Source organism: Paenibacillus arenilitoris, from assembly GCF_014705655.1.
Classification (GTDB): Bacteria; Bacillota; Bacilli; order Paenibacillales; family Paenibacillaceae; genus Pristimantibacillus; species Pristimantibacillus arenilitoris.
This window is the reverse complement of record NZ_JACXIY010000016.1, coordinates 64,307-81,494: the sequence shown is the minus strand read 5'-3', so window position 1 is coordinate 81,494 and position 17,188 is coordinate 64,307. Positions and strand designations below refer to the sequence as shown.

The window sequence follows — 17,188 nt, the reverse complement described above, 5'->3', positions numbered from 1 at the left end:
GTTCTCGCCAGGGAACGTCGGGACCAATGGGATAGGCTTAACATTTAAATAGACAACCGAAAAGCAGGTGAGCTTCTAAGATGAAAGAACGCATTCTCGTCGTGGAAGACGAAACGGGCATTTCCCGCATATTGCAATTGGAATTGGAGCACGAAGGCTATACGGTAGGCTCGGCCGCCGATGGCCGGACCGGGTACGAAATGGCCTCGACCGGCGAATGGCAGCTCGTGCTGCTGGACGTCATGTTGCCGGAGATGAGCGGCATCGAGGTGCTCAGGCTGCTCCGGCAGGCGGGCAATCCGGTGCCGATCATTTTATTGACGGCCAGGGATACCGTGCCGGACAAAGTGAGCGGCTTCGAGCACGGGGCGAACGATTACATTACGAAGCCATTCGCGATGGAAGAGCTTCTCGCCCGCGTCCGCAACATTTTGAGGATTTTCCAGCAGCATCCGCGCGAGGCCGAGGGCTCGGATCTGATCAAGGTAGGGGATCTGACGATCGAGCTGCGTACGCGCAAGGTGTACCGCAAAGATATATTGATCGAATTGACGCCGCGCGAATTCGAGCTGCTCGTCTACCTGGTCGAGAATAAAAACGAGGAAAAGTCCAGGGAAGATATTTTGTCGGAGGTGTGGGGCTACGACTTCATCGGGGAGACGAATCTCGTGGATGTTTACATCCGGTACTTGCGGCAAAAGCTGGACAAGGGATACCGCCACAAGCTTATTCACACCGTGCGCGGCGTCGGCTACATGATTAAGGAGCCCGATGCATGACCCTTCGCAAACGGTTTACGCTGTTCACGATCTTTTGGTTAATCTTCATTCTTATTTTATTTAATATTTTCGTCTATTTCTACGTAATCAAGATTACGACGGAAAGCGAAGAAGAAGTGATCGCGAATAAGGTAACCATCATGCTGGAAAATCCGAGAATCCAAAGCGGCCGCGGGCTGAATACGCCGGAGCTTCTGAACGAGTATTACAATGTGAACGAAATGATCCGGATCATCGTGCCCAATAATCGGGTCGTCAACATATCCGGCTCCGATCCGCTGCTGCTGCAGCTGCCGGCGGCGTTCGAATCGGAGCATAGGACCGGAATGATCACGAAGGGCGGCGAGCGCATCTTGTACATGCGCGTTCCGCTCTACGAAGGCAACCGGGTCATCGCGATGCTGGAGATCAACCGGATATTGGACGAGCTGGACAATTATTTGCAGGTGCTCGTCGCCGCGCTCAGCGTAACGAGCGCCGGCGCGATTTTGTTCGCGATTTTCGGCACGTATTGGTTCACGTCCAGGCTGACGGCGCCTATTCAACAAATGGTCAATACGATGCGCGAGATCGACCGAAGCGGTAAATTGAGACAGATCGAACTGAGCAGCCGCGAGGAATCGGCGGAGCTGCTGCAGCTCGTTCGCGCGTTCAATCAGATGATCGGACGGCTGGATCGGACCTTCGAGAAGCAGAAGCAGTTCGTGGCCGACGCCTCGCACGAGCTGAAAACCCCGCTGACGGTCATCAGCAGCTACGCCGGCATGCTGAAGCGCTGGGGACGCGACGACGAGAGCCTGCGCGACGAAGCGATCGAGGCGATCGACAAAGAGGCGAACCGGCTGCAAAACTTGACGAAGTCCATGCTCACACTGGCCGAGGCCGAGCAGGAAGATTGGCTGAAGCAGGAACTCTTCGACGTCGTTCACGTCGTCGACGAGCTGGCGACGATGCTGCAGACGACGTTCGGCCGCCAGATCCGCGTCAAAGCGGGCTCGAAGGCGATCCGCATGGTGGGCGACAAGGATAAGATCAGGCAGCTGCTGGTCATATTGCTTGACAATGCGATAAAATACTCGAAGGATCCGATCGACATTACGCTGACGCTCGTCCGGCATATCGTCAAAATCGAGGTCAAGGACAAAGGAATGGGCATCCCGGAAAACGAGATTCCGCATTTGTTCGAGCGCTTCTACCGCGTCGACGGCGCGCGAAGCCGGACGACGGGCGGCGTCGGGCTGGGCTTGTCTATCGCGAAGCGGATCATCGATCTGCACGAGGGCAAGGTCGACGTCTTCAGCTTGCCGGATCTCGGCACGACGATTACGCTGCAGTTCAAGCAGCGCAAGCAATAGAGCTACATAGGGAGGGGAAGACGGATGAAATTCCGCACGGCGGCCGTACAGTACCGTTTGACGGATATCCGCTCGTTCGAGCAGTTCGCGGAGCAGGTGACGCATTACGTGCGCAACGCTTCCGAATATGGGGTTCAATTCATTTTGTTCCCCGAATTTATGACGACGCAATTGCTTTCCATTGGGGATGAAAGCGGCAACGCGCTGCCGATTGAACGGCTGCCCGATTTCACGGAACCGTATTTGGCTTTATTTCGCGGATTGGCGGCCGAATACGGCGTTTATATCATCGGAGGAACGCATGTCGTCGAGGTGGGCGGAGGCAAGCGGAGAAACGCCGCGCATCTGTTCCACCCGGACGGGAAGGTCGACGTTCAGCACAAAATCCATCTGACGCCGACCGAGGTCAGCGAATGGAATATGTCGCCCGGCGAAGGGCTCGACGTGTTCGAAACGGCGTTCGGCACGATCGCGATGCTTACGTGCTACGATATTGAATTTCCGGAAATCGTGCGCATGGCGCGGGCGAGGGGAGCGGACGTTATATTTTGTCCTTCGTGCACGGACGATCGCCACGGCTTCTATCGCGTGCGATACTGCTGCCATGCGAGAACGGTGGAGAATCAAGTGTATATCGTCACGACGGGGACGGTAGGCGCGCTCCGCAAAGTCGACTTCATGCGCGCCAATTTCGGCCAAGCGGCCGTCATTACGCCGAACGATATCCCGTTCCCTCCGGGGGGGATCCTATGCGAAGGCGTCATCAACGACGATATGCTGATCGTTGCGGATCTGGACCTTGATCTGCTCGAGGACGTAAGGGCCAAAGGGTCGGTTACGACTTGGCGGGATCGCCGTACCGATCTGTACCCGGATTGGAGCTGAAGCGCCGGTCGAACGAGTCCGGCAACGGGGGAGGGAGAACGCTGCGCAAAGAGCTGTATTTATTCGCCGGCGGCAAGCCGGAGCGAACCGTTATCCGCAATTATGACGCCGGGGATTTCCGGCAATTGATCGAGGTGCAAAAGGCCAGCTTCCCGCCGCCGTTTCCCGAAGAGCTGCTGTGGAACGCCGAGCAGCTGGCCGAGCATGCGACGCGCTTTCCGGAAGGAGCGCTCTGCGCGGAGATCGACGGCCGGTTGATCGGCTCCATGACGGGACTCATCGTGAATATGGACGATTACGGCCATGCGCATGACTGGGAGACGATAACGGGCGGCGGCTACATCCGCAACCATAATCCAAGCGGCGATACGCTGTACGTCGTCGATATATGCGTCATTCCGGAATACCGCAAATCCGGCATCGGCAAGTGGCTGATGCAAACGATGTACGAGACGGTCGTTCAGCTCGGCCTCGACAGGCTGCTGGGCGGCGGGCGAATGCCGGGATACGCCCAGCACGCGCACGAGGCGACTCCGGAGGCCTACTTGGAGAACGTCGTGAACGGCGTCTGGAAGGATCCCGTCGTCACGTTTCTGCTGCGCTGCGGCCGCATGCCGGTCGGCGTTGCCCGCGAGTACCTGGAAGACGAGCAGTCGAACAACTGCGCGGCCATCATGGAATGGCGCAATCCGTTCAAGTAAAAGGAGTTGGAATCGAACTTGTTAACCTATCATCGCCTATCATCTATTCAGGATCCGAATTTCCGCGCTTTGCATCATTTGCTGCAATCGATTTTTCCGCCGGAGGAAGTGCTGGCCTACGACCTATGGAAAGAGCCGCTTGAGGATCCGTCCATTCACGTCTGCGTTGCCGTTCATGAAGGCGAAGTCGTCGGCGCGACGGAGTACCGTTATTATCCCGAGCTGCGCGTGGCGATGACCGACTTCACGATCATCGGCAGGCCGGCGCTGGGAGTCGGGCGCTTCCTGCTCCGCAGCCGCGAGCGCGATCTCGCGCGGCTTGCCGAGCAGTCGGAAACGAAGCCGATCGGCATGTTCGCCGAAGTGTACGATCCGTTCCGGGCGGCCGATCACGCTTTCGGAGGCGTATCGCCGATGAATCCATACGTCCGCCGCGAGGTGCTGTCTCATATCGGCTACAAGCGGCTGGATTTGGCTTACGTTCATCCATCATGGGACCACGAGGGAGAAGCGGTGTCGGAGCTGGATTTGTGCTTCTTGCCGGCCGACGAGGAGCAGTCTTCGATCGACGCGTCGCTCGTCGCGACTTTCCTGGAACGGTATTATTCGGCTCTTCCGAATAAGCCGGAGGAGTGGCTGGGCATGATGAATCGCATCCGCTCGTCGGAGTCGATCGGATTGCTGCCGATATGACGAAGCTAATCTTTCGCGGCACTGGCGATGCGATGGGCGTCCCGCGCGTCTACTGCGAATGCGCGGTTTGCGAGGAAGCCAGACAGTCGGGCCGGAACCGCCGGTTCCGCTCTTCCGCCCAGCTCGACATTCCCGGCGCTGGCACGGTCTGGATCGATTGCGGTCCGGACTTCGGCAAGCAGCTGGAAGCGGCCAAGCTGCGCACGATCGACGTCATGCTGATTACGCATGCCCATTTCGACCACATCGGAGGATTGCCGGAATATGCGGACGCTTGCCGCTGGCTCAAGAAGCGAGGAACGGTTTACGCGCCGTCGGAGGTCATTCAGGAAATTTCGGCCCGCTTTCCATGGCTCGGCAATCAGATCGACTTCCGTTCGTTCGACGAGCCGATAACGCTCGGGGATTGGAAAGCGGCAAGCTGGCGCGTCAACCACGGCAAGAACGGCTATGCCTACGCATTCCGGTTCGACCACCGATCGTCCGGATACCGGTGGGCGTATTGCTCCGACTCGATCGGGCTGACGGAGGAGCAGCAGAAGCCGCTGGCCGGCCTCGATCTGCTCGTTCTCGGCACTAGCTTCTACCGGGAGCCATTTCCATACGAAACTCGCTCCGTGTACGACGTGACGGAGGCCGTCGGTTTAACCGAGAAGTGGGGATGCAAGCGCACGCTGCTTACGCATTTGTCGCATGATATCGATCTCGAAGTCGCGTATCCGATGCCGGAGGGGATGCAATATGCGGAAACCGGGATGGCGATTGCGATCGGCTGAACCGAATTTTAAGCGGTGACCGCTTGACAAAGGACTTGTCGATTTTGTACATTTAGTAAGTAACAACGAAAGGGGAAATTTTCATGTTTGCTGGTGTCCATAACTCATAAATTGGATAAGGTCAGATAATGATTTAGTCTTGCGCCGTTTCAAGGACGATTTCGTCCTTAAGCAGGGCTTAGTTTGTGATCTGACGCCATGAGTTCTGGACATGAGGATTTCCGCCTGATTCGCTATTCGACAGCGGCCCAATCACCGTGCTCACCAGCACGGTTTTTTTGTACCCATTTTCAACGATGCGCGGTTCGCCTCCGCGCGGGAACGGGTGCGAATGGAGCGGCAGCGGTCGGTCAAAGACAGGAATGGAACGCACTCGCGTTCTGTTTCTGTCTATTTTTTTTCACCTCAAATCAAGGAGGCTTTATCGAAGATGAACGATACGTCTAGAAGAAGATTGGAATTCGACAAATTGAAGGTCCAGGTGGTTGGCTATGCGGTATCGCCGGCGGGCAGACTGCTTGCCGAGAAGCTCGAGCCGAGCGCCGATCGGCGGCAGATCGAATCGTGGCTGCAGGAGACGGAAGAGGCGGCCGCGCTGCTAGCGGGCGGGGCGAGCATCCCGCTATCCCCGATGGAAGGGATAGACCCCTTTCTGGCGCTGCTCGGCAAGGGACGAATCTATAACGAAGCCGAGCTGGAACAGCTTGCGGTGTGGCTGACGTCAGTCGCGCAAATGAAGAAGTATATGAACGCCAAAAGGACGATCGCGCCGACGATCGCCTCCTACGCGGATTCGATGTACGATTGCCCGCAGCTGAGGGAGGAGCTCGGCAGGTGTATCCGTTACGGGCAGCTGACCGACCAGGCCAGCGCCGATCTCGCCTATATTCGCAGGCATATTTACGCGGCCGAGGATAAGATTCAGAAAAAAATGGAGCAGTCCTTGCATAAATACCGCTCCTCGCTGCAAGAGCCCGTCATCAGCAAACGGCGGGACCGATTCGTCATCGCCGTCAAGAGAGAGCTGCGGAAGCAGGTGCCCGGCACGGTGTGGGACGAATCGTCCAGCGGCCAGACGCTGTTCGTCGAGCCGCTGGACGTGGCGGAGCTGCAGGGCGAGCTGCAGCAATGGAAAGCGGAGGAGGAGCGCGAACGGACGATCATTTTGTCCCGGCTGTCGGAATCGGCGGATTCGTTCTCGTTCGAGCTGCGCCGCAACGTCGAAGCGATGGCTTCGTTCGATTTCATCATCGCCCGCGCGAAGCTGTCGCGTTCCTACGACGGGATAAGAGCGGAGCTGTCGGAGCAGCCCGTCGTCCGATTGGTTGGCGCCAGGCACCCGCTGCTCGGAGCGGATAGCGTCGCGCTGCACGCGGAGCTGGGCTTCGGCTGGAAGCAGCTGATCATTACCGGTCCCAATACGGGAGGGAAAACGGTGACGCTCAAGACGATCGGCCTCTTCGTCCTGATGACGCAATCGGGCCTTCTCGTGCCGGCGGAGAAAGGAACGATCATCGGCGTCTTCCGGCATGTCGTGGCGGATGTCGGGGACGGGCAAAGCCTGGAACAGTCGCTGAGCACCTTCTCCTCCCACATCACGGTGCTGAAAGAAATGCTGGAATGCGCCGGACCGAGATCGCTTCTCCTCCTAGACGAGCTGGCCGCGGGTACGGATCCGTCCGAAGGGATCGCGCTGTCGATCGCCTTGCTCGAAAAGCTGCTCGAGCGGGGAGCGATCGCCGCAGCCACGACGCATTTCAACGAGATCAAGTCGTTCGCGGCAAGAACGGCCGGCTGCCAGAACGGCAAAATGGCGTTCGATCCGGATACGCTGAGGCCGCTTTACCGTCTTGAAATCGGAGAGGCGGGGGACAGCCACGCCTTCGCGATCGCCAGGCGCTTCGGGCTGCCGGAGGACGTCATGTCGCGCGCGGAGCGGCTGCTCGCCCGGAAGGACGGCCGATTGCCAGCGGGTGAGGGACCAGACCCGGAATCCGAGCGCCCGTCAATGCAAGCCGGCAGCGTCGTTATGCCGGATGTTACGGGAGCCGCCAAACGGGAGAGGATTGAGAAGCCGAAAAGGAGAAGCTTCGAGAAGGGGGACGCCGTATGGATCTATCCGCTGAAGCGGGCAGGCGTCGTATTCCGCCCCGCCGACGAGCGGGGGAACGTCGTCGTGCAGGTGCAGAATCAGAAGATGACCTTTAACCATAAACGACTCAAGCTGTATATCCCGAAGGCGGAGCTTTATCCGGACGATCAATACGATCTGGATATCGTATTCGAAACGAAGGAGAACCGGAAAGTCCGTAAGCTGATGAGCCGAAAATACGTGGAAGGACTGGAGATCGTGACGAAGGAAGAGGATCTCAATTAAAAAAGCGGCAGGCGGCCGGTATTCGCGAAATCTCCGGCTCCTGCCTAATCGGGGAATTAATCCCGGCTTTGAATGATAAGAAGCAGGCCGTCGCTTATCCGGATCGTGCCTGTCGATCGTACAAGCACATTGCTTATGCCGAGCGATTGGCCGATCGAAAGCGTCGCGTCCGTAAGCGGATATTGAAAGCCCGTCAGCGTAATGCCGCTAACTTCCATCGTTAACGGTAGCAAGGAGACGTTCGGGAATCCCTCCTGCACAATCGTTGCTTCTCCCGACGTCAGCACAATTTTGTTATGCTCGTCGACGATCACGGCGTTCACGTTACGGGCATCCGCAAGCGCCAGCAGATGAACGTTGGCAAGCGTATGGTCGAACCGGGTGCCGAGAGCGCCAAGAAGAACGAGCTCGCGCGGCTTCATATCGAGCGCGAGCCGGAAAGCCATTTCCGTATCGGTGTAGTCCTTGTCGACGGGGTCGCAGGCGATCGTCCGGCCGCTCCGCTGCCGGATCGCCGCAAGCTCGCCGCCCGATACGGAATCGAAATCCCCGATCGAAATGTCGGGCGAAAGCCCATGCGCTACGAGGAAGCGCGCGCCGCTGTCGGCGCCGATCAGCACGTCTTCCGGATTTATATATTCGAGCGCCCAACGGCCGAGCCGGCCGCCCGTGCAGATCACGATGCGTTGCTGCATACAAAATAACCTCTCTCGTATGGAATGGTGCGACTATTCCATTAGTATAAGTCCATTTGCCGCTTGAAAACTAGTGCGAGAACAAGACGTGGCGAACGATTGCGCATATGGGCGAAATTTGTCGTTGCTATTTCCCGGTGCCGCCGGATAAAATGGGGAAGGAAGTGCCGGCGGCCTATGCCGGCGAATGAACGGGAAGCGAGGAGTTACGCATTGAGCATGGATATTTTCGGCATATTCAGCATTATCGGCACCATCGCCTTCGCGGTCAGCGGAGCGATCGTCGCGATGGAGGAGGAATACGACATACTCGGCGTATTCGTTCTCGGGCTCGTGACGGCATTCGGCGGCGGTGTCGTACGGAATTTGCTGATCGGCATGCCGGTCACGACGCTCTGGAGCCAAGGCTATTTGCTTAAAATCGCGATTATCGCCATGACGATCGCGTTCGTGCTGCCCGTCGCCTGGATACAGCGCTGGCGGCGGAGCGAAGCGTTCTTCGACGCGATCGGCCTGTCTGCGTTCGCGATTCAAGGCGCCCTGTACGCGACGCAAATGAAGCATCCGATCAGCGCCGTGCTTGTAGCCGCCATGTTGACCGGAATCGGCGGGGGAATTATTCGCGACGTATTGGCCGGACGCAAGCCGCTCGTATTGAAGGACGAAATATACGCGGTATGGGCGATGCTGGCCGGTCTCGCGATCGGGCTCGGATGGTTTAAGACGACGCTGGAGCTGTTGTTTCTGTTCGTCGTCATCATTACGTTCCGGATGCTGTCGGTTTATTTCAAGTGGAAGCTGCCGCGGCGCTCCTTGAAGGCCGCTATTCTGGAGCAGGAGAGGAAACGGGAGGTGCAGCAATGAAAGTACGGATATTATTCGTATGCTTGGGCAATATTTGCCGGTCGCCGATGGCGGAAGCCGTCATGCGCCACCAAACGGAGCAGGCGGACCTGTCGAGCGTCATCGAAGTCGATTCGGCCGGCACCGGCGATTGGCACATCGGCCATCCGCCCCACGAAGGGACGCGCAAGCTGCTCGACGAGCACAGCATTTCCTATGCCGGCATGAAGGCGAGGCAAGTAACGGCGAACGATTTCGGCGCGTTCGACTATATCGTTTGCATGGATACGAATAACTTGCGCGACGTGCGGAAGCTTCTTGACGGGGCCGGTCCGGGAGCTGAACGACGGAAACCGCATCAGCTGTTCGCGTTCATGGACCTGCTGCCGGACAAAGGATTGAAGGATGTTCCCGATCCGTATTACGACGGCAATTTTCCTCTCGTCTACGAATTGGTCGAGAGCGGCTGCCGGGAGCTTCTGAGACGCGTTCGCGCGGACTTTAATCTGTGACGAGGAAATGAAAGAAGCTGCCTTGGCGCTCCAAACGGAGCCAGTCAAGGCAGCTTCTTTTTTCGCGTTATTCCGCTGCGATAAAATACGACAGCGCCTGGTTGAGCTCCTTCTGCCAGAAGCCCCATTGGTGCTTGCCGTCCTTCTCCTGGTAGGCGACGGCGGCTTGCTTATGCTCCAGCAGCGCCTTGGCATTCCGGTTCAGCGCGACGAAGTCGAATACGCCCCGATCGGTCTCGTACGCGTCCTCCTGCAGGCCGACGATCATGTAGACGGTCAGCCAGCTGAGATCGCCCTGCTGCGAAATGATGTTTTGCGACACGCCGTAGAATGCGCCCGACAGCGACATGACGCGGGTGAACAGATTCGGGTAGGCCAGCGCCAGGTGAAGCGATACGGAGCCGCCGAGCGAATCGCCGGCAAGCAGCCTGTGCCGGGGCTCCCTCCTCGCCGCATAACGCTCTTCGACGAACGGGACGAGCTCCTCGCCGAAAAATCGGATGTACGCGTCGTGCCTGCTTCCGTCCGGCGCGTATTCATCGGTGCGCAGCTTCTTGTCGACGTCGACGCCGACGATGATGAAGGGCTCCAGCCCTTCGTCGAGGATCAGCATGGTCGCCGTCGTCGCGATGCGGCCGAAATTGAAAAAGTCCTCGCCGTCCTGGCAATAGACGACCGGATAGCTCAGCACTTCGTTATAGCCCGGCGGCAGGAAGATGCGCAGGTTGCGGCTTTGCTCCGGCAAGTAACGGCTCGGGACGGTTTCTTTCACGATGGTGCGTTTCAAGTATCTCTCGTCGGTCATTTCTTTATCTCCTTACGATTCGTCGTCATTGAATGGAATGGTACCGTTGTGGGCAAACAATAGTAAGGTGTGGAAAGGGACATTTCGGTAAAGCGCTTGCTTGTATTATGCTGTTACAGTGAAAAAATAAATCTGTAGCATATACAATTTCTTAAGAGTATGATCATTATTGGCGAAAAAACAACGGTTTTTTTGTTTTTTGCTTTGACCATTTTCTTTAAACAGGTTTATAATAATTCTATAACAGAGGCAAACGATTTTCAAATATTTCAATTGAGGTGAGCGTTCAAAATGAGCAAATTGCCATACGAAGTTCAAACGGAACCGGTAACGCCGCTAGCGGTCTTGTCGCTTGACGGAGAAGTCGTTAACCCGGACTACATGCCGGAATTGACGGACGAGCAATTGAAAGAAATTATGTACCGCATGGTATTTACCCGTACTTGGGACGAGCGAGCCGTTAACCTTGGCCGCCAAGGCCGACTGGGCTTCTACGCGCCGGTATCCGGACAGGAAGCTTCGATGGTCGGCAGCGAATACGCGCTTAACAAGGACGACTTTATTTGCCCGGGCTACCGCGACATGCCTCAGCTGGTATGGCACGGACTGCCGCTGTACCAGGCGTTCCTATATTCCCGCGGTCACCAGCACGGCGGACAAATTCCGCAGGACGTGCACGTGCTAATGCCGCAAATCATCATCGGCGCCCAAATTTTGCACGCGACCGGCGCGGCGATGGCGTTCAAGAAGAAGAACGAGAAGCGGGTCGCCATTACGTACACGGGCGACGGCGGATCGTCCGAAGGCGATTTCTACGAAGGCTTGAACTTTGCCGGCGTATATAAGCTTCCGGTTATTTACGCGGTGCAAAACAACGGCTACGCCATTACGACTCCGTTCTCGAAGCAGACGGCGGCGATGTCGATCGCGCATAAAGCGGTCGCGGCCGGCATTCGCGGCGTACAAGTCGACGGCATGGACGTCCTTGCGGTGGTCAAGGCGGTTCAGGAAGCTGCTGAACGCGGACGCAGCGGGGAAGGCGCGACGCTGATCGAGCTGCTCACGTACCGTTTCCGCCCGCACTCGATGGCGGACGACACGACGAAATACCGTACGAAGGACGAGGAAGCGGAATGGGCGCTGAAGGATCCTCTCGTTCGGTTCGGCAAATATTTGGAGAAAAAAGGTCTTTGGACGGAAGAAGACACGAACCGCGTGAAGGAAGAAGCGAAAGCGACAGTCAACGAGCATATCAAGAAAGCGGAAGCGGTCGAGAAAATGACGGTTGCCGGCTTGATCGATTCGATGTTCGAAACGACGCCGCAGCATTTGGAAGAGCAAAAGGCCGATTTTCAATAGTGGAGGAGGAATAGACGATCATGGCTCAAATGAATATGTTGGAAGCGATTCGCGACGCGATGCGCGTTGAACTTAAGCGTGATTCGAACGTGCTCATCTTCGGTGAGGACGCAGGCAAGGTCGGCGGTGTATTCCGCGTAACGGAAGGTTTGCAGGAGGAATTCGGCGAGGACCGCGTATTCGACACGCCTCTTGCCGAGTCGGCGATCGCCGGCATGGCCGTCGGGATGGGAACGCAAGGCTTCCGCCCGATCGCGGAAATTCAATTCGTCGGTTTCATTTACGAAGCGCTCGACCAAATGTTCGTCCAAGCGGCCCGCATGCGCTATCGCTCAGGCGGACGCTACAATTCGCCGATCGTGTTCCGCACGCCTTTCGGCGGCGGCGTGAAGGCGGCCGAGCTGCATACGGACTCGCTGGAAGGGCTTGCCGTTCAGACGCCGGGCATTAAAGTAATCATCCCTTCGAATCCATACGATGCAAAAGGTCTGTTGATTTCCGCGATCCGCGATAACGATCCAGTTTTCTTCATGGAACATTTGAACCTGTACCGCGCGTTCAAGGCCGATGTGCCCGAGGGCGAGTACACGGTCGAAATCGGCAAAGCGAACGTGGTCCGAGAAGGTAGCGACGTGACGATCATCGCTTACGGCATGATGGTCCATACGGCGGTGAAAGCGGCGGAGGAGCTGGAAAAAACGGGCGTAAAGGCGGAGGTTATCGATCTGCGCACCCTGCTTCCGCTCGATATCGATACAATCGTCGCTTCGATCCAGAAGACCAACCGCGCGATCGTCGTGCAAGAAGCGCAAAAAACATCCGGCGTAGCCGCCGAAGTCATTGCGCAAATTAATGAAAAAGCAATTTTGCATCTGGAAGCGCCTGTGCTTCGCGTGGCGGGTCCGGATACGGTATATCCGTTCGCTCAGATCGAAGATGCGTGGCTTCCGTCCGCAGCTCGTATTTCTGCGGCGGTTCAGAAAGTATTGAACTTTTAAAGGAGGGTGCTAGCGTTGGCTAAATTCGAATATCGTTTCCCTGAGCTGGGCGAAGGATTGCACGAAGGCGAAATCGTCAAAGTCAATATCAAAGTCGGCGACACGGTAACGGATGATGACGTAATTATGGAAGTCCAGAACGACAAAGCGATCGTCGAAGTGCCTTGCCCGGTTAACGGCAAAGTGCTTGAGGTGCTTGTAAAAGACGGTCAGGTCTGCCACGTCGGCGAGCTTGTAGCCGTCATTGAGGCGGAAGGCGATCTGCCCGAGCAGGCGACGCCTGCGGCAGCGGAAGCTCCGAAGGCCGAAGCGCTTGCGGCCGCTCCGGCTGAACCGGCAGCGCCGGCTGCTGCGCCTGCAGCCGCTCCTACAGCTGCGCCTGCTGCAGCGCCTGCTCCGAAAGCCGAAGGCGGACTCGTGCTGGCAACGCCAAGCGTGCGCAAGTTTGCCCGCGAGAAAGGCGTCGACCTGGCGCAAGTGAACGGAACGGGCAAGAACGGACGAATTACCCGCGACGACGTCAACGGATTCGGCGGCGCGCCTGCTGCGGCAGAGACCGCGGCTCCTGCGGCAGCCGAACAGAAGGCGGGCGAAGAGGCTAAACCGGCAGCGGCAACGGCGGCGTCCGAATCGTCTTATCGTCCGGAAGAACGCGTGCCGTTCAAAGGCATTCGCAAAGCGATCGCAAGCGCCATGACGAAGTCGGTCTACACGGCTCCGCATGTCACGATCATGGACGAAGTCGACGTGACCGAGCTTGTCGCGCTGCGCGCGAAATATAAACCGTACGCGGAGAAAAAAGGCTCCAAGCTTACGTACCTGCCGTTCATCGTGAAGGCGCTCGTGGCGGCATGCCGCCAGTTCCCGATCTTGAACTCGACGCTCGACGAGGCGAACCAGGAAATCGTCCTGCGCAAATATTACAACATCGGCATCGCTACCGATACGGATAACGGACTTATCGTGCCGGTCATCGAAGACGCCGACCGCAAAAATATTTTCATGGTGGCGGACGCCATCCGCGATCTGGCTGCACGCGGCCGCGAAGGCAAGCTGAAGCCGAACGAGATGAAAGGCAGCACGATTTCGATCTCGAACATCGGTTCGGCGGGCGGTATGTTCTTCACGCCGGTCATCAACTTCCCCGAGGTTGCCATCCTCGGCACCGGCCGCATCTCCGAGAAGCCGGTCGTTCGTAACGGCGAGATCGTCGCGGCTCCGGTAATGGCGCTGTCCCTAAGCTTCGACCATCGTCTGATCGACGGCGCGACGGCTCAAAACTTTATGAACTACATCAAACAGCTTCTGGCGCAGCCTGAACTGTTCATAATGGAGGTATAAGACATGGTCGTAGGTGATGCTTCCCTCGATATCGATACTCTAGTCATTGGCGCGGGTCCCGGCGGTTACGTGGCGGCGATTCGCGCCGCCCAACTCGGGCAGAACGTGCTTATCGTGGATAAAGAATACGTCGGCGGCGTATGCTTGAACGTAGGCTGCATTCCTTCCAAGGCGCTTATTTCCGCCTCGCATCAATACGAATCGATCGGCCACGCTTCGGACTTCGGCATCGAAGTCGGCGAAGCGAAGGTAGACTTCAGCAAGGTTCAGGAGTTCAAGAACGGCATCGTCAAGAAGCTGACGGGCGGCGTCGCTTCGTTGCTGAAGGCGAACAAGGTGCAATACTTCCAAGGCGAAGTCATGTTCATTAACGAGAACGAAGCCCGCGTCTTCAACGATCAGGAAGCGCCGCGCTACCGGTTCAAAAACTGCATTATCGCGACGGGCTCCCGACCGATCGAACTGAAAGCATTCCCTTACGGGGGCCGCATCGTATCGTCGACCGGCGCGTTGTCCTTGCCGGAAGTGCCGAAGAGCCTCGTCGTCATCGGCGGCGGCTACATCGGCATCGAGCTTGGCCAAATGTACTCCAAATTCGGAACGAAGGTTACGGTGATCGAGGGCTCCGATTCGATCCTGCCTGGCTTCGACAAAGATATGTCCTCCATCGTGGCGAAGAAGCTGAAGAGCAAGAACGTCGATATCGTCACCGGCGCGCAGGCGAAGAGCGCCGAGCAGACGGACAAAGACGTAACCGTCACTTACGTCGTGGGCGACAAAGAAGAGAAGGTTACGGCGGATTACTTGCTCGTTACGGTCGGACGCCGTCCGAACACCGACGGGGAACTGGGCCTTGACCTGATCAACGTGAAGCTTTCCGATCGCGGCCTCGTCGAAGTCGACGAGCAATGCCGCACGAACATTCCGCACATCTACGCGATCGGCGATATTATCGCAGGTCCCGCGCTCGCTCATAAAGCGATGTACGAAGGCCGCGTCGCGGCGGAGGCGATTTCGGGCCTCAGCAGCGTGATCGACTACAAATGCGTGCCGGCCGTCTGCTTCTCGGATCCGGAATGCGCAAGCGTCGGTCTCAGCGAGAAGGAAGCGAAGGACCAAGGCCATAACGTAAAGGTCGGCAAATTCCCGTTTGCCATTAACGGCCGCGCCATGTCGCTTAACGCGAACGAAGGCTTCGTGAAGCTCGTATCCGACGCCGATTCCGGTCTCGTGCTCGGCGCCCACATCGTCGGCCTCGAAGCTTCCAACATGATCGCCGAGCTTGCGCTGGCGATCGAAATGGGCGCTACGCTCGAAGATATCGCGCTTACGATCCATGCGCACCCGACGCTCGGCGAGATCGTGCTCGATGCCGCCGAAGTAGCGCTCGGCCATCCGATTCATACGTTTATAAAATAAACGGCTATCATCGTCGTCGTTTTGCGAAACCAGAGGTCACGCGGCTGCCCAGCCACGGGGCCTCTTTGCGCATATAGAAGCCAGAGGCAGGAAGGGCGTGAATACGCATATGGAGTTGAACCCAAAACCGGCAAGCCGTTCGCGGACGTTAATGACGCAGCTTATTTTCCCGCTCGATACGAATCCGCATCATACGATGTTCGGCGGCAAGCTGATGGAATACATGGACAAGGTCGCCGCGATCGCGGCGATGAGGCATGCCAGGGGACAAGTAGTAACCGCCTCGACGGACAGCCTCGACTTTTTGGCGCCGATCCGGGTCGGCGAGGTCATCGAGGTGGAAGCGTTCGTCACGTGGACGAACCGCAGCTCGATGGAGATCTACGTATCCGTCGAATCGGAAAACTTGTTCACGGGCGACCGCCAAAAAACGGTGACGGCTTTCTTCACGTTCGTCGCGCTGGATGAACGAGGCAAGCCCGTCGCCGTACCGCCCGTCGTCCCGGAGACGGAGGAAGAGATCAAGCTGCATGCTTCCGCCCCCGAGCGCCACAGGCTTAGAATGAAACGAAAGCAGGACAGAAGGAGCGATTAATGATATAATAAATGTTATTTTTCGATTTTTTTCGCATGTATAGTTATAGGGCCAAATCTTTATGAGCAGAAGCGAGCAGGCTTATTTGCAGCTGCTTAGGCATGTGCTGGAGAACGGGGCGAAGAAGGAGGACCGGACCGGCACCGGAACGATTTCCGTCTTCGGCTACCAGATGAGGTTCGATCTAAGCGAAGGCTTTCCGCTGATCACGACGAAGCTCGTCCCTTTTCGCTTGATCGCGAGCGAGCTGATTTGGTTTATTCGCGGCGATTCGAACATCCGGTTCCTTCTTCGGCACAACAATCATATTTGGAACGAATGGGCGTTCAAGAAATGGGTAGAGAGCGACGATTACGCCGGCCCCGACATGACGGATTTCGGGCTTCGCGCGCAAGCCGACGCCGCCTTCGCCTCGCGGTACGAGGAGCAGATGGAGCGCTTCAAGCAGAGGGTGCTGACGGACGACGCTTTCGCCGCGGAATACGGCGAGCTCGGCAACGTGTACGGCAAGCAGTGGCGGCAATGGAAGACGTCGCAAGGGGAGACGATCGATCAACTGAAGGATGTCATCGATGCGATCAAGCGCAATCCGGATTCGCGCAGGCTGATCGTATCTGCCTGGAATCCGGAAGACGTGCCGACGAACATGGCTTTGCCGCCATGTCATACGATGTTCCAATTCTACGTGTCGAACGGGAAGCTTTCGTGCCAGCTCTATCAACGGAGCGCCGATATTTTTCTCGGCATTCCGTTCAATATCGCGAGCTATGCGCTGCTGACGCATTTGATCGCCCATGAATGCGGGCTTGCCCCCGGAGAATTCATTCATACGCTCGGCGACGCGCATATTTATTCGAATCATGTGGATCAAATTCGGCAGCAGCTGGATCGGGACCCCCGGTCGCTGCCTGTCTTAAAGCTGAACCCGGACAAAACATCGATATTCGATTTCGAGGTTGCCGACATGGCCGTAGAAGGCTACGAGCCGCACCCTGCGATTAAAGCGCCGGTAGCCGTCTGACCGAATGCCGAACGGGAGAGAAAGGTGCGATACC

General features: G+C 57.3%; 17 protein-coding genes. 15 read left to right on the top strand and 2 right to left on the bottom strand.

Features of this window, described 5'->3' with window-relative positions; translation table 11 throughout:
- The first annotated feature begins 80 nt into the window (after window positions 1-80).
- From IDH41_RS14520 to IDH41_RS14490, 7 genes are all read left to right on the top strand, one after another.
- On the top strand, window positions 81-779 hold the full coding sequence (locus IDH41_RS14520) for a response regulator transcription factor (RefSeq protein WP_190862205.1): 699 nt from the start codon (window positions 81-83) through the stop codon (window positions 777-779).
- Entirely contained in the window at window positions 776-2,134 is a 1,359-nt protein-coding gene (locus IDH41_RS14515; RefSeq protein ID WP_190862203.1) for a HAMP domain-containing sensor histidine kinase, read from the top strand. Before IDH41_RS14520 ends, IDH41_RS14515 begins: the two co-directional genes overlap by 4 nt.
- Window positions 2,135-2,158: 24 nt before the next feature.
- Entirely contained in the window at window positions 2,159-3,019 is an 861-nt protein-coding gene (locus IDH41_RS14510; RefSeq protein WP_190862202.1) for a carbon-nitrogen hydrolase family protein, read from the top strand.
- A gap of 41 nt (window positions 3,020-3,060) precedes the next feature.
- A complete protein-coding gene (locus IDH41_RS14505; protein WP_190862374.1) occupies window positions 3,061-3,720 on the top strand; it encodes a GNAT family N-acetyltransferase in 660 nt (219 codons plus the stop codon).
- A gap of 18 nt (window positions 3,721-3,738) precedes the next feature.
- Window positions 3,739-4,413, top strand: coding sequence for a GNAT family N-acetyltransferase (locus IDH41_RS14500; protein ID WP_190862201.1), 675 nt, complete (start codon window positions 3,739-3,741; stop codon window positions 4,411-4,413).
- Window positions 4,410-5,189, top strand: coding sequence for an MBL fold metallo-hydrolase (locus tag IDH41_RS14495; protein WP_190862199.1), 780 nt, complete (start codon window positions 4,410-4,412; stop codon window positions 5,187-5,189). The genes IDH41_RS14500 and IDH41_RS14495 overlap by 4 nt, the downstream gene beginning before the upstream one ends.
- Before the next feature lie 430 nt (window positions 5,190-5,619).
- Window positions 5,620-7,566: an endonuclease MutS2 gene (locus IDH41_RS14490; RefSeq protein ID WP_190862198.1), complete on the top strand. Its 1,947-nt coding sequence runs from the start codon at window positions 5,620-5,622 to the stop codon at window positions 7,564-7,566.
- Between the two features lie 56 nt (window positions 7,567-7,622).
- Here IDH41_RS14490 and IDH41_RS14485 read toward each other — a convergent pair whose 3' ends face one another.
- Window positions 7,623-8,261 carry a thiamine diphosphokinase gene (locus IDH41_RS14485; RefSeq protein WP_190862196.1) on the bottom strand — a complete coding sequence of 213 codons (639 nt, stop codon included), beginning with the start codon at window positions 8,259-8,261 and terminating at the stop codon, window positions 7,623-7,625.
- Window positions 8,262-8,480: 219 nt separating this feature from the next.
- Between IDH41_RS14485 and IDH41_RS14480 the strand changes: the two genes are divergently transcribed.
- Both IDH41_RS14480 and IDH41_RS14475 read left to right on the top strand, forming a co-directional pair.
- The gene (locus IDH41_RS14480; protein WP_190862372.1) at window positions 8,481-9,125 is read left to right on the top strand and encodes a trimeric intracellular cation channel family protein; all 645 of its coding nucleotides are present in this window, start codon (window positions 8,481-8,483) and stop codon (window positions 9,123-9,125) included.
- Window positions 9,122-9,616, top strand: a complete 495-nt coding sequence (locus tag IDH41_RS14475) for a low molecular weight protein-tyrosine-phosphatase (RefSeq protein ID WP_190862195.1) — start codon at window positions 9,122-9,124, stop codon at window positions 9,614-9,616. Before IDH41_RS14480 ends, IDH41_RS14475 begins: the two co-directional genes overlap by 4 nt.
- 67 nt (window positions 9,617-9,683) lie before the next feature.
- Here IDH41_RS14475 and IDH41_RS14470 read toward each other — a convergent pair whose 3' ends face one another.
- Window positions 9,684-10,421 carry an alpha/beta hydrolase gene (locus IDH41_RS14470; RefSeq protein ID WP_190862193.1) on the bottom strand — a complete coding sequence of 246 codons (738 nt, stop codon included), beginning with the start codon at window positions 10,419-10,421 and terminating at the stop codon, window positions 9,684-9,686.
- A gap of 291 nt (window positions 10,422-10,712) precedes the next feature.
- Here IDH41_RS14470 and pdhA point away from each other — a divergent pair, with 291 nt between their 5' ends.
- The 6 genes from pdhA (at window position 10,713) to IDH41_RS14440 (ending at window position 17,154) form a co-directional block, all read left to right on the top strand.
- A complete protein-coding gene (gene pdhA, locus IDH41_RS14465) occupies window positions 10,713-11,780 on the top strand; it encodes a pyruvate dehydrogenase (acetyl-transferring) E1 component subunit alpha (protein ID WP_190862192.1) in 1,068 nt (355 codons plus the stop codon).
- A 20-nt stretch (window positions 11,781-11,800) separates the two neighbouring features.
- Window positions 11,801-12,778, top strand: a complete 978-nt coding sequence (locus IDH41_RS14460; RefSeq protein ID WP_190862190.1) for an alpha-ketoacid dehydrogenase subunit beta — start codon at window positions 11,801-11,803, stop codon at window positions 12,776-12,778.
- A 15-nt stretch (window positions 12,779-12,793) separates the two neighbouring features.
- Window positions 12,794-14,119: a dihydrolipoamide acetyltransferase family protein gene (locus IDH41_RS14455; RefSeq protein WP_190862188.1), complete on the top strand. Its 1,326-nt coding sequence runs from the start codon at window positions 12,794-12,796 to the stop codon at window positions 14,117-14,119.
- Window positions 14,120-14,122: 3 nt separating this feature from the next.
- Window positions 14,123-15,538, top strand: coding sequence for a dihydrolipoyl dehydrogenase (gene lpdA / locus IDH41_RS14450; protein WP_190862186.1), 1,416 nt, complete (start codon window positions 14,123-14,125; stop codon window positions 15,536-15,538).
- A gap of 109 nt (window positions 15,539-15,647) precedes the next feature.
- Window positions 15,648-16,133, top strand: coding sequence for an acyl-CoA thioesterase (locus IDH41_RS14445; RefSeq protein WP_190862370.1), 486 nt, complete (start codon window positions 15,648-15,650; stop codon window positions 16,131-16,133).
- 61 nt (window positions 16,134-16,194) lie between these two features.
- Window positions 16,195-17,154: a thymidylate synthase gene (locus IDH41_RS14440; RefSeq protein ID WP_190862184.1), complete on the top strand. Its 960-nt coding sequence runs from the start codon at window positions 16,195-16,197 to the stop codon at window positions 17,152-17,154.
- Window positions 17,155-17,188 lie beyond the last annotated feature (34 nt).